The organism is Halanaerobium sp. (genome assembly GCF_003070835.1).
In genome coordinates, this window is sequence record NZ_QBLR01000082.1 from 1 (window position 1) to 13,711 (window position 13,711).

The window sequence follows — 13,711 nt, forward strand, 5'->3', positions numbered from 1 at the left end:
GTGCATAAATATCGTTAATGATTTAAGAGTTAATGATCGCATTAGAGCAAAAGAGGTTCGTCTGATCGATCAAGAAGGAGAGCAAATTGGTATCAAGTCGCTGAATGATGCATTGGATAGTGCCGCAGAACAGGGTTTGGACTTAGTAGAAGTTGCTCCACAGGCTAATCCACCTGTATGCAGAATTATGGATTATGGAAAGTATAAGTATGAACAGGCTAAAAAAGAAAAAGAAGCCAAAAAGAATCAGAATGTAATGAATGTCAAGGAAGTTCAGATGGGAGTTAAGATTGAAGATCATGACTTCAATGTTAAGTTGAAGCAGGCCCGCCGTTTCCTCAACAATAAGGATAAGGTTAAAGTTAGAATCCGTTTTAGAGGAAGAGAAATGATGCATAAAGAGCTTGGTTATGATCTGATGGATCGTCTGATCGAACAGACTAAAGATATTGGTAAGGTAGAAAGCAAGCCGAAAATGGAAGGTAGAAATATGATGATGTTTCTAACTCCCGAAAGTGATAAGCAGTAGTCAATTAAATAACTGATTAAGATAGATTTAATCAGCTATTTTAAAAATATCCACAATTATTACAGTCTTAGGAGGTTAAATCATGCCAAAGCAAAAAACACACAAAGGAATTGCTAAGCGAGTTAAAACTACAGCTAATGGTAAACTCAAGCATCACAAAGGATTTCACAGTCATATTTTAACCAAGAAATCCGGAAACAGAAAAAGAGGTTTACGCAAAGCTAAGTTATTGAGCAAGTCATATCAAAAGCGTTACAAAAAGTTACTACATGGATAAACTAAAATAAGAAAATAATTTATAATAATAAATGTTAAATTACTGGAAGGAGTGTCATTTAAGATGCCACGTGTAAAAAGAGGAAATAAGGCGCGCAAGCGTAGAAAAAAAGTTTTAAAGATGGCTAAGGGATATTTTGGATCCCGCAGCAAGTTATATCGTCCTGCTAATCAGGCGGTAATGAAGTCTTTACATTATGCTTATAGAGATAGAAGAAATAAAAAGAGAGAGTTTAGAAGATTATGGATCACCAGAATCAATGCAGCAGCTAGAAACGAAGGTCTATCTTACAGCCGTTTCATTAATGGTTTAAGACAGGCAGAGGTTGAAATCGACCGTAAGATGTTAGCTGATCTGGCAGTTAATGATTCTGATGCTTTTGCTGACTTAGTTGATGTAGCAAAAGAACAGTTAGGAAATTAATTAAATGGAAATAATCAGCAGTTCTCAAAATGATAAAGTAAAATATCTAAATAAGCTCTACCGGAGCAGAAATAGACGCAAAGAAGGTGTCTTTATTCTGGAAGGCAAGAGGCTTATTGAGGCTGCGTTAGCAGGAGGAGCAGATTTTAACCAGGTCTTTCTCACTCCTGCTTTTTTTAAATCAGCTGAGAATGATAACTTGCTGGCTGATTTAAAATTAAAGGCAGAGTTTGTCTATCTGGAAGAAAAGCTTTTAAAGGAAACTGCTTCAACAGTTAATCCCCAGGGGATTTTAGCTGTAGTCAATGAGTCTGTGTTTAGTGGAGACGATTTTTACAGCCAGGCTGATAAAATTCTGCTGCTGGACAGAATTCAGGATCCCGGCAATATGGGAACAATGATCAGGACAGCAGTTGCTGCAGGTTTTGACGGAATTATTGCTCTTAAGGGATCTGTTGATATCTACAATCAAAAAGTTATTAGAGCAACAATGGGTGGAATTTTTTCTATCCCAATCCGGCAGAAATTGAGTCAAAAGGAATTCCTGGCAGAAATTGAGGCTGAAGCAGCTGACTATGAACTGCTGGCTGCAGATATTGAGGCAGAAGAATATCATTTTGAGCACCAGTATCAGGATAAATTAATTTTGATGATTGGCAATGAGGCCAATGGTCTGGATCAGAATTTGCTGGCAAAAGCTACTGCAAAGATCAAAATACCACTGGCTGGAGAAATTGAGTCATTAAACGCCGCAGTTGCAGCTTCAGTTATTTCTTTTGAAATACTATCTCAGAGCTTAAAAAAAGATAGTTGAGCTGATTTTCTTTCTGTGGTATAATCATAAAAGAATTAAATAAATAAAGGCTGAGAAGGAGAGAGTAGCTAAAAAAGATTTTTAAAGAGATTAACTGCAGCTGCTGAAAGCAGTTAAATTATCTACTTTAGTGAAGTTCACTCTGGAGCTGAGGGCTGAATAAATTAAGTAGGCTTTTCCGGAAGCTAATTGCTTTCGTTAACAAATAAAGTGATTCCACCATTTGGTGGGATAATCAGGGTGGTAACACGGTATCTCGTCCCTTTAGGGCGGGATTTTTTGTTTTTAGAGAGTAAAAATTATTTTTACATAAATAAATATGGAGGTGTTAGTTTTGGATCTACTAGATGATCTAAAAAAGATTGAAAAAGAAGCAGAAGCAGAATTAAAAGAGGTTGCAAGTCTTAATCAGTTAGAGGAAATGAGAATTAAGTACTTAGGTAAAAAGGGAGCGATTCAGTCAGTTTTTTCAAAAATGGGGAAAATTGATGCTGATCAGCGCCCGGTTGTAGGAAAAGAAGCTAATATTTTAAAGGGTAAAATTGAAAGCTGGCTTGGTGAGCACAAGGAAAGACTGGAAAAAGAAGCTGCCAAAAAGCGCTTTCAGGCTGAAAAAATTGATGTCAGTCTGCCGGGGTCAAAAGTTGAAGCAGGACGCTCTCACCCTCTTTCTCTGGTGACTAAAGAACTGGAAGATATCTTTATTGGTCTGGGCTTTGATATTGCAGAAGGACCGGAGGTAGAAAGCGAGTATTACAACTTTGAAGCTTTAAATATTCCGGCCCATCATCCGGCTCGTGACCTGCAGGATACCCTGTATATCGATGACCACTACTTACTGAGAACTCACACTTCTCCAGTTCAGGTCAGAACCATGGAAGCTGAGGAGCCGCCGGTGAGAATTATTGCACCCGGTAGAGTCTACCGCTCTGATGAACTAGATGCATCTCACTCCCCGATTTTTCATCAGACTGAGGGGCTGGTAATTGATAAGGATATTTCTTTTAGTGATTTAAAGGGGACAATCGAATTAATTGTAGAAGCCTTATTTGGCAAGGACCGTGATGTAAGGTTCCGCCCCAGCTATTTCCCTTTCACTGAACCGAGTGCAGAGGTAGATGTTTCCTGTATTGTCTGTGGTGGAGAAGGATGTCCCTTATGTTCCAGAACAGGCTGGCTGGAGATTATGGGTGCCGGGATGGTTCACCCTAATGTGCTCGAAATGTCAGGTTATGACAGTGATGTTTACAGCGGCTTTGCCTTTGGTGTTGGTCTGGATCGTCTTGCCTTATTAAAATATGGAATTGATGATATCAGAGTTCTGTATGAAAACGATAAGCGCTTTTTACATCAGTTTTAAATAAGAGAAAATTAATTTAGTTTTTTGATTTAAGTTAATTAAAAAGAAATATATACGGCAACTTTTTAGATAAAATAAAGACTGATCAAAAGAAAGGATGATAAATTTGCAGATATCATATAACTGGTTAAAAAAATATATCGATATAAATTTTACTCCGGAAGACCTTTCAGAAAAGCTGACAATGGCCGGACTGGAAGTTGAAGGAGTAGAGTACTTAGGAGAAGGTTTAGAAGATATTGTTATTGCAAAAATTGAAGAGATCAAAGAACATCCTGATGCAGATAAACTTGTGATCTGTATGGTAAAAACCGCAGCAGATGAGGAGCTGATTCCGGTTGTGACAGGAGCTCCCAATGTGGAAGCAGGACAGCTTGTTCCTTTTGCGTCAGTAGGAACAACTCTTCCCAATGGAATGAAGATTGAAGAAGTTGAGCTTAGAGGTCAGCTGTCTCAGGGAATGATCTGCTCTAAAGATGAGCTGGGACTGCAGGAAGAAAGAGCTGCAGGGATTATGGTTTTAGCTGATGATGCTCCTTTAGGGGGCAGTTTCCTTAAATATAAGCGGCTGGATGATTATGTATTCAAACTTGATCTAACACCCAATTATGCTCGCTGTCTGGGAATGATGGGAGTAGCACGCGAAATTAAGTCTTTATATGCTCAGGAAAAAAATCTAATCACACCTCCTATCTCTTTTGAGGAAGCAGAGGAGCTGGGCGAAATTAATGATTATGTTGAGGTGGAGATTGAAGATCCTGATTTATGTCCCCGCTACACCGCTCGTCTGGTTAAAAATGTTAAGGTCAAAGAGTCACCGGAGTGGATTCAGCGCCGACTTAAAGCAGCTGGAATTAGACCGATCAATAATGTAGTTGATATTTCTAACTTTGTTTTGATGGAATACAATCAGCCCCTACACACCTTTGATTTTAATAAAATTAAAGATGGCAAGATTATTGTGCGCAGGGCAGAAGCTGAAGAAAAGATGCTCACCCTGGATGAGGAAGAAAGAGTTTTAGATGATGAGATGCTCGTAATTTCTGATCCAGAAAAAGCAGTGGCTGTTGGTGGTGTTATGGGTGGTGCCAATACTGAGGTTACAGAAGAAACTACCGATGTTTTAATAGAATCCGCCTACTTTAACCCGGTCAGCATCCGAAAAACTGCGAAAAAATTAGGAATGCACTCTGATTCTTCCCACCGTTTTGAAAGAGGGGTGGATATAGAAAAGGTAATTGAGGCCAATAATCGTGCCTGTCAGATGCTGGCAAAGTGTGATGGAGCTAAAGTAGTACCCGGTGTGATCGATAATTATCCGTTAAAATATGAGCCAGCAGTAATTACTCTAACAACAGATCGCGTTAATGAACTTTTAGGGATCGAGCTGGAAGCTGAAGAGGTTCAGGAAAGTCTGGAGCGCCTCGGTTTTGAAGTTAAAGCTGCTGCTGAAGCAGGAGAATTTGAGGTTACAGTCCCTTCCTTTAGAACTGATGTGGAGCAGGCTGCTGATTTAGTAGAAGAGATTGCAAGAGTTTACGGTTACAATAAAATTCCTTCTACCAGACCTATTTCCAAACAGCGCGGTAAGAGAAGCCCACAGCAGAAATTTGAAGCCCGGGTAAAAGAGCTGCTGCAGGCAGGAGGACTGGATGAGGTGATAACCTACAGTCTTCAGGATAAAAAGAGCTATCAGGATTTAAATTTAACTCAATTTGAGGATTATGCTAAATTTGTCAGCATTAAAAATCCGCTGAGTGAGGCTTTTGGAATTTTAAGAACTACATTGATACCGGGAATAGTCGATGTTTTATCTTCCAATGCCCGCCGTCAGGGCTCAGAAATGGCTGTTTTTGAAACAGGAACAGTTTTTAGAAATAAAGGTGGCAGTAACCGTCCTGAGGAGCTCAACATGCTGGGTGGTGGAATTTTCGGTCAGAATTCAGATTTATGGCAGCAGGGTGCACCAAATTTCTTTGAGCTAAAAGGTGTGCTGGAGATGCTTTTTGAAAGAATTCAGCTGGATAAAGTCAGCTTTATTCCCGATAATGACAATAGAGATTTTCTTCACCCCGGACGCAGAGCTGAGATTAAATATGATGAGACTCAGACCTTTGGTTTTATAGGTGAAATTCATCCGGAACTTGCTGATCAGAACAATCTGCCGGCAGGAGCGACAATTTTTGAGCTGGATCTGGACTTTATATTTGAAAAAACAGCAGAAAAAAGTTATAATTATCAAAAATTGGTCAAATATCCTGTGCTGGCTAGAGACTTAGCGATAGTTATGGCTGAGGAGATAGCTGTTGGAGATATTCACCAGGCAATTAAAGCTCAGGGTGGAGAGATGCTAAAAGGTCTGGAGCTCTTTGACATTTATCAGGGAGATCAGATTAAAGACGGTTATAAGAGTGCTGCTTTTGAACTTAAGTTCCAGGCAGACGATAGAACTTTAACCGATCAGGAAGTAAATGAGCGTTTTAATCAGATAGTAAAACATCTCAAAAAAGAATATTCTGCAGAAATTAGAGGAAATTAAGATTTCAGGCAGGAATTTTGTCTTTTGTAATGAATATAATAAAGTAGACTACTAAAGCTGGAGATGTTGCCAATGATTAAGGATAAAAATCAAGATAAGAAAAAATTCAAACTAAATATTCTGGGAGATCAGTTTACTGTGACCGGAGAGTTCAGTGAAGAATATATTAATAAACTGGCAGACCATGTTGAAAAAACCGGCAGGGAGATTAAAAATGCCTATCCTAAATTACCTTTTAGGCGTTTATCTCACCTGACGATGATTAATCTGGCAGACGAATATTTCAAACTGCGCAGTCAGTGTATTGATTTGAGCAAAGAAAAAGAAAGGCTAAAAGAAGCCAATCAGAGTTTACATCAGGAACTAAAAAAACTGCGGCAGGAGAATGAGGAATTAAATACTCTACTCGAGGAGGTAGAATAATTGGATATCATTAACTTCCTCGATATCATTATTTTAGTAATTTTTCTCTTTTTCGCCTATAATGGTTTTAGAAGAGGATTTATAGACCAAACCAGTACTATACTTGGACTGCTGGCTGCTTTATTTGTAGCAGTCAGACAGTATGAGTATTTTACCCAGTTTTTAGAACCACATTTAGATCTTTCAAGTTCTCTGCTGCAGTTTATTTCTTTTGCGGTAATTTTCATTGTTGTAAATATAGTTATTCATGTGCTGGGGATTACCTTAAAAAAAATTGTAGACGCTATTTTTCTGCAGCCGGTTGATCATGCCTTAGGTTTTTTACTCGGTCTGGTAAAAGCTGGGATCATTGTCTATTTATTGATTTTGATTATGGCCCAGATTCCCTATGCAAAAATTAATGAGGTTTTAGAAGAATCATTTCTGGCAAAAAGAATTATAGAAGCATCACCCTTAATACAATCAAAGATTGAAGAAATTTTTCGGCCATGAAATTTTCATGGCCTTTTAGCGTTTTAATTGAATTTTTCAGGAAGAGAGGAAAGAGGTGTTTGGATGCAGGAAATGAGTAATAAAGAAATTGCAAAAATTCTGGCAGAATTTGCTGATTTAATGGCAATTAAGGGAGAAAATGATTTTAAAATTAGAGCCTATACCAATGCCGCCAGGAAGATTGAATCCTATTCAGATAATATTCAAAAGCTGGCAGCAGAGGACAAATTAAAGGATATTAAAGGAATTGGAAGTGGGATTGCAGAGTCGATCAATGAGCTGCTTGAAAATGGTCTGATCGAAGAAATGGAAGCAATTAAAGCCGAGTTGCCGCCGGGAGTTATTGAGATGACAGATATTCAGGGTCTGGGGCCCAAAACAGCCCACCGCTTCTACTATGAGTTAGAAATTGAAGATTTAACTGGACTGGAGGAAGCTTTAAAGGCAGGAAAGGTACAGGAACTTAAAGGTTTTGGCAAAAAATCAGAAGAGAAATTATTAAAAGCCTTAAAAAATCACGAAAAATATGTTGATAAAATTATCCTGGCTAAGGCTATTAAAACAGCCCGGGAAATCATAGAGACAATTAAAACTGAAGTTGAGCCGGAGCTTGTCGAAGAAATTGAAATCTGCGGCAGCAGTCGGAGGGCAAAGGAACTGACCGGTGACCTTGATATCTTGATCGCTACTTCCAGTCCGAAAGAACTTTCAAAAATAATTAAAAATCTGGATTTTAGTGCTGAGGTAATTGGTGCCGGAGATACCAAAGTCAGCATCAGAACTGATCAGGGTGTCCAGACCGACTTCAGACTGGTCAGCAGTGAGGAATTCCCATCTGCACTCCACTATTTTACAGGTTCTCAGGCCCACAATGTGCGGATGAGGCAGCTGGCAAAAGATCATAATTTAAAGCTGAGTGAATACGGGCTTTTTAAAGAAGACGGCAGCAAAGAGAAAATTGAATCTGAAGCAGATATCTTTAAAATTCTGGGACTGGATTATATAATTCCTGAGCTGAGAGAAGACCAGGGTGAGATCGAGGCTGCTCAAAAGGGAGAGCTGCCTCAAAGTATTCAACTGGAGGATATAAAAGGTGACCTCCATCTTCATTCCCGCTACAGTGATGGTGCTTTTTCGATCAAAGAAATGGCAGAGGCAGCTAAAGAGCAGGGTTATCAGTATATTGCTGTGACAGACCATTCTCAATCCCTGACAGTGGCCAGTGGAATGTCCACTGCAGAGTTAAAAGAGCAGCTGAAGGAGATTGATGAGCTGAATCAGGAAATAAAGGATTTTAGAATTTTTAAGGGTGTTGAAGTTGATATTCTTAAAAATGGAGAGCTTGATTTTGAAGATGAGCTGCTGGATCAACTGGATTTCGTGATTGCTTCAGTTCACAGCTACTTTAATCTTGAAGAGGAAAAGATGACAGAGCGGATAATTAAGGCTGTAGAAAATCCCCATGTTAATTTAATTGGTCATCCAAGGGGCAGAATGCTGGGAGGCAGAGAGGCCTATGCAGTTGATTTAGAAAAAGTAATTGAGGCTGCAGCAGCCAGCAGTACTGCGCTGGAGATTAATGCCTCACCGCAGAGGCTGGACCTTGATGCAGAATGGGCCCGTAAAGTTAAAAAGGCCGGCGGCAAAATTTCAATCAATACTGATGCCCACCACTATAAGGAATATAGTGATATGGAGCTTGGAGTTGCAACTGCGCGCCGGGGCTGGCTGGAAAAAGAAGATGTAATCAATACATTTTCTGCAGCAGAGCTGCTTGAGTTTTTTAAGCAAAAAAAGAAAAATACCTGAGCTGAAAATTATTCAGCTGCTCAGGTTTAAATAAGATTTATAAAAATTAATTCCGGAGGTATTTAAGTTGAAAGAACACAGTCTGGAAGTACTTGAATATAATAAAATAATTAAGATGACCGCTGAGAGATCAGCAACAAAAATTGGTAAAGAAATTGTAGAGAATTTAAAACCTGTTAATAACAGTGATTATATTAAGGAAAGACTGGCAGAAGTTACTGCCCTGAAGTCAATGATTGCTGAATTTTCTACTCCTCCTTTTGGTGGAGTGCGTGACATCAGACAGGACTTAAAAAAAGCTGCTAAGGGGTCTGTGCTGTCCACAGATGCGATCAGCAGAGTAAGAAGCACCCTCAGGGGAGTTTCCGAGCTGCAGCGCTATTTAGACAGCATTCAATCAGATCTTGACCCCAGGATAATTGAAAGGGAATATCAGATCATTTATGATTTATGTGCAGACTTACAGAGCAGACCGGCTCTGGCCCGGGAAATTGACCGCTGTATCAATGAATATGGCGAAGTTGCAGATGATGCCAGTGCCAAATTAAAATCTCTGCGTTCAAAAATTGATTCAATTGAAAATTCAATCCGCGATAAACTTGACTCAATCATTAAAAGTAAACACTATCAGGATATGCTGCAGGAAAGTATTGTGACCCGGCGAGAAAACCGCTATGTTGTCCCTGTTAAACAGGAGCAGCGGAATAACTTTGATGGAATTGTTCACGGCCAGTCGGCAAGTGGTTTAACTCTCTTTATGGAGCCGATGGCAGTGGTCCGTTTAAATAATGAGTTGAGGGAGGTCAGAGCCAAAGAAACAGCAGAGATTCAGCGTATTCTGCAGATGCTCAGTTCCAAAATAGCCCAGGATGAGGAGATTATCAAAAGAGACTTAATGATTTTAAGCAGGCTGGACAGTATTACTGCAGCTGCAAAATTCAGTCTTGATTATGACTGTAATGCCCCGGAAATTAACGAAAAAGGGGTTATAGAGCTTAACCAGGCCCGGCATCCACTTTTAAAAGAAGAGCCGGTGCCGATTGACCTCAAACTTGGGGATGATATTGCCACTTTAGTAATTACAGGTCCCAATACTGGTGGTAAAACAGTAGCTTTAAAAACTGTTGGCCTTTTAACTCTAATGACTCAGACAGGTCTCCATATTCCAGCTGCAGCTAATTCTACTGTGGCTGTCTTTAAAAAGATCTTCGCAGATATCGGGGATGAACAGAGTATTGAACAGAGCTTAAGTACATTTTCTTCTCATATGCACAGGATCAGAGAGTTTCTGGCAGAATCAGATGATTCAACTCTGGTTTTAATGGATGAGCTTGGAGTTGGTACTGATCCGGAAGAAGGAGCAGCACTTGGTATTTCTATTTTGGAAAAACTCCAGCAAAAAAATGCAATTACCATTGCCACTACTCACTACAGTCAGCTGAAAAGCTATGCCTATACAACTGATCGAGTAGAAAATGCTTCGGTTGAATTCGATCTTGAAACTTTAAAACCAACCTATAAATTGATCATGGGTGTCCCCGGGGGCTCCAATGCCTTTGAGATTGCCCTCAGACTTGGTATTCCGCAGGAGATAATCGATCGTGCCCGAACACTGTTAAGTGAAGAAGAAATAAAAGTTGAAGATATTATCAATGAATTAAATCAGGAGCGCAACCGCTACCAAAAGCTGCGGCAGGAAATGGAAGAATACCGCAATCGCGAAAAAGAGCTGAAAGAAAAATACGAAAAGATGATCGAAGAGCAGCAGGAAAAACACGATAAAGAGATGAAAACTGCCCGTGAAGAAGCGGAAGCAATTGTCGAAGAAACTAAAAAAGAGGCCAGACGGATAATTTCTGATCTGAAGCAGAAGGATTATACCCAGCGCTCTGAGGTTGACCGGGCTCAGACATCTGCCAACCAGGAATTAAAAGAATTAAGTCAGATTTTAGAAACAGAAAATGAAAAAGAAAGAGAAAATGTATCTGCAGCTGATTTTGAAGTTGGTGATCAGGTTAGAGTCCGCAGTATTGGCCGTAAAGGAGAAATTACTGCCCTTGATCAGGATAAGAAGGAAGCTCAGATTCAGGCAGGAATTATGCAGGTTACCGCTTCCCTGGCCGATCTGGTTAAGGTGGATATTCCTGAGGATAACGAAGAAAAACAGCTTAAAAATTACAGAGTGCAAAAATCTCAGCATGTTTCTCCCAAACTAGATCTCAGAGGCGAAAGGTACGAAGCTGCTCAGTACAAGGTGGATAAATATCTTGATGATGCATTTCTGGCCGGCTTAAATGAAGTAGAAATTGTCCACGGCAAAGGAACCGGTGCCCTGCGTCAGGCAGTAGAAGAGGTGCTGGAAAAGAACTCTCATGTTGAAGATTACCGTCTCGGCAGACAAAAAGAGGGCGGTATGGGAGTAACAATTGTTAAAATTAAATAAGCTTATTAATTAGCAAAAGGGATTTCTCCTAAACTTAGGAGAAATCCCTTTTGGATAAATTAATCTTTTAATCATTAGTCATTACCGAATATGTCAAAAAGGCTTCTAATCGGATCCTTTTCTTCTTCAGTTTCAGCATCTGAAGCTGAATCCTGCTTTTGACTTACTGCTGAATTAGAGGGGTGAAGGTTGCAGTATCGATCAGGTTTAGTTTCATAAGTTGGATTTCCATTCCGCTGTATCTTGGGAAACCCATATTCATGATCTATCTTCTGTACTGGTTCCCCGGCTGAGACAGTGTAAGTACCTCGTACAAGCTCTTCAGAATTTTTATTAGCATTTTGTTCTTTAAATAATTTCTGAGTAGGTCCAATTCTGATGCCAGAATCAGAGATATAATGTCTTTCTTCTACCTGATCTTTCGGACAATTTACTGTTGCAAGCAGACCACTTTTGCGGTCAACACGAACTGTTTCGACAGGACCGTGCAGACTTTCTTTTTTAGTGGGTTCAGTACCTTTGATATAAGGCAGCACATCAATTCTTGGCGAATATTGATTAGGGCGCAGTCCAGTATAAGGTCCAACATCAACCTGTATAATATTATCCGGCATTTGAAAATTAATTACCGGCATACCTTTGACAGCTTCTCGCATATAATCTCCCCAGATCTGGGCCGCCTCACCACTTCCAACAGTTTTAACATCATATTCCATTGAGCGGTTGCTGTCTTCACCAATCCAGACACTTGTTGCAATTTGAGAAGTGAAGCCGACAAACCAGGCATCTGTATAATCATTAGTTGTACCTGTTTTCCCCCCCACATCGCGGTTCATTTGAGCCCGGCGACCTGTTCCATTATCAACAACACTTTTTAACATCGATTTAATTAAATAACTATTTTCTTGAGACATAACAACTTTACTTTTAGGCTGTGCTTCATAGATTAAATTATCATGTTTGTCATAAACTTTAGTAATTGCATGTGGTTCAGAATAGATTCCTTTATTTGCAAAAACGCTGTAAGCTGCAGCCATTTCAATAGGGGTAACTCCCCGATTTAAGCCTCCCAGGGCCAGGGAATAGTGGTCAGCAAGGCTGTCATTTTTGGTTAGGGTTGAAATACCAAGCTTTTCTGTAAAATCGATGACATTTTTAACACCAACATCTTTAATTAGTTTAACAGCGGCAACATTAACCGAATTGGTTAAGGCAGTGTTCAAGTTAATCAAACCTCGATAGCGATCACCATAATTTCTAGGCCAGATATTCAAATCACTTCCTTTACCGCTTTCGGAAGCCAGCATAGGTAAGTCATTAATTATACTTCCTGTTGTATACCCACCCTCAATTAGAGCAGTAGAATAGACAAATGGTTTAAAAGCTGAACCCGGCTGACGAACAGCCTGATAGGCTCGGTTAAATTGGTCAGTTCCTCGACCACCAATCATTGCCCTAATGGCACCATTATTTACATCTAAGCTAACCAAAGAGAGCTGAGGCTGTAATTTTTCGTTCTGATTGCTCTGAAAAGAAGGAATAAAGCCATTTTCAATCTTATTTTTAATTGTCTGTTCTGCTAATACCTGCATTTTGCGATCTAAAGTGGTATGTACTTTTAATCCCCCACTGTAGACCATTGAAGCCCCAAAACGATCAATTAATTGATCTCTAACGTATAAAGTGAAATAATGAGCTATATCTTCCTCAGTTTCTTCTACAGTCCCTAAATTTAATTCAGCATTTTTTGCCTGCTGCATTTCACTTTTGGTAATATATCCCAGTTCATACATTCTGTCTAAAACAACATTTCTTCTTCTAATTGCCCGTTCTGGATAACGCAGAGGAGTATAATTATTCGGCGACTGCGGTAAACCAGCAATTAGAGCTGATTCTGCTAGATCCAGTTCCCAGACATGTTTACCAAAATATTGCAGAGAAGCTGTTTCAACTCCATAAGCACTGTGACCTAAAAATATTTCATTTAGATACATTTCTAAAATCTCAGATTTGGTATATAGTCGTTCAAACTGGATTGCCAGATATGCTTCCTTAATTTTACGCAGATAATTTTTATCAAGAGTTAAAAAAGCATTCCTTGCCAGCTGCTGGGTAATTGTACTTGCTCCCTGATCAGTCAGATCTCCCTTCATTATATTATTGATCATTGCTCGACCAATTCCCCAGAAATCAATACCGTGGTGTACATAAAATTTAGTATCTTCAATCGCTACTATTGCATTTTTCAAATTTTCCGGCATTCTTTCCAGGGGAACATAAACTCTATTTTCCTTAAATAATTTTGTTAAAAGTTCACCTTCTGAATCATAAATTAAAGTTGCTTCGCTTGAACCTTTATAACCACTAATATCAGGAGTGTCCTGAATAATCCAGGTGACAGCACCCAGGATAGCGCCTGTTCCCAGGGCAAAAATTAATAAAAAAGATATTAAAAATATTGCCTTTGTTCTTTTCTTCATTACTTTACCTCCCGTCAATAAAATCGTTACGTCAAATCTAATAGTTTTTTTAAAAATATTAATAGTTATCATAATTGTCAGGTTAGGAATCTGCATAAAATGCAGGAATCCCTCCCCCTGAG

General features: G+C 39.3%; 11 protein-coding genes and 1 other annotated feature. Of the genes, 10 read left to right on the forward strand and 1 reads right to left on the reverse strand.

Annotation, left to right across the window (positions count from 1 at the left end):
- Positions 1-4: 4 nt before the first annotated feature.
- The 10 genes from infC to CI949_RS09915 all read left to right on the forward strand — a co-directional run bounded on the left by infC (position 5) and on the right by CI949_RS09915 (position 11,109).
- Positions 5-529: a translation initiation factor IF-3 gene (gene infC / locus CI949_RS09870; RefSeq protein WP_365941459.1), complete on the forward strand. Its 525-nt coding sequence runs from the start codon at positions 5-7 to the stop codon at positions 527-529.
- An 82-nt stretch (positions 530-611) separates the two neighbouring features.
- Positions 612-806, forward strand: a complete 195-nt coding sequence (gene rpmI, locus CI949_RS09875) for a 50S ribosomal protein L35 (protein ID WP_133529954.1) — start codon at positions 612-614, stop codon at positions 804-806.
- Between the two features lie 63 nt (positions 807-869).
- Positions 870-1,229, forward strand: a complete 360-nt coding sequence (gene rplT / locus CI949_RS09880; protein ID WP_076546106.1) for a 50S ribosomal protein L20 — start codon at positions 870-872, stop codon at positions 1,227-1,229.
- A gap of 4 nt (positions 1,230-1,233) precedes the next feature.
- The gene (locus CI949_RS09885; RefSeq protein ID WP_133529955.1) at positions 1,234-2,043 is read left to right on the forward strand and encodes an RNA methyltransferase; all 810 of its coding nucleotides are present in this window, start codon (positions 1,234-1,236) and stop codon (positions 2,041-2,043) included.
- Between the two features lie 43 nt (positions 2,044-2,086).
- Positions 2,087-2,310 (forward strand) — a binding site (T-box leader).
- Between the two features lie 67 nt (positions 2,311-2,377).
- Positions 2,378-3,403, forward strand: coding sequence for a phenylalanine--tRNA ligase subunit alpha (pheS, locus tag CI949_RS09890; protein ID WP_133529956.1), 1,026 nt, complete (start codon positions 2,378-2,380; stop codon positions 3,401-3,403).
- 97 nt (positions 3,404-3,500) lie between these two features.
- Positions 3,501-5,942 (forward strand): phenylalanine--tRNA ligase subunit beta, encoded by a 2,442-nt coding sequence (gene pheT, locus CI949_RS09895; RefSeq protein ID WP_243733926.1) that lies wholly within the window; start codon positions 3,501-3,503, stop codon positions 5,940-5,942.
- Positions 5,943-6,014: 72 nt separating this feature from the next.
- Positions 6,015-6,365 (forward strand): cell division protein ZapA, encoded by a 351-nt coding sequence (locus CI949_RS09900; protein WP_133529958.1) that lies wholly within the window; start codon positions 6,015-6,017, stop codon positions 6,363-6,365.
- The gene (locus tag CI949_RS09905; protein ID WP_133529959.1) at positions 6,366-6,857 is read left to right on the forward strand and encodes a CvpA family protein; all 492 of its coding nucleotides are present in this window, start codon (positions 6,366-6,368) and stop codon (positions 6,855-6,857) included. It begins immediately after the preceding gene.
- Between the two features lie 63 nt (positions 6,858-6,920).
- Positions 6,921-8,666, forward strand: a complete 1,746-nt coding sequence (gene polX, locus CI949_RS09910) for a DNA polymerase/3'-5' exonuclease PolX (RefSeq protein ID WP_290765833.1) — start codon at positions 6,921-6,923, stop codon at positions 8,664-8,666.
- 67 nt (positions 8,667-8,733) lie between these two features.
- Positions 8,734-11,109 carry an endonuclease MutS2 gene (locus CI949_RS09915; RefSeq protein WP_290765835.1) on the forward strand — a complete coding sequence of 792 codons (2,376 nt, stop codon included), beginning with the start codon at positions 8,734-8,736 and terminating at the stop codon, positions 11,107-11,109.
- A 74-nt stretch (positions 11,110-11,183) separates the two neighbouring features.
- Here the strand turns inward: CI949_RS09915 and CI949_RS09920 are convergent, their stop codons facing one another.
- The gene (locus tag CI949_RS09920) at positions 11,184-13,589 is read right to left on the reverse strand and encodes a penicillin-binding protein 1A (RefSeq protein WP_290765837.1); all 2,406 of its coding nucleotides are present in this window, start codon (positions 13,587-13,589) and stop codon (positions 11,184-11,186) included.
- Positions 13,590-13,711 lie beyond the last annotated feature (122 nt).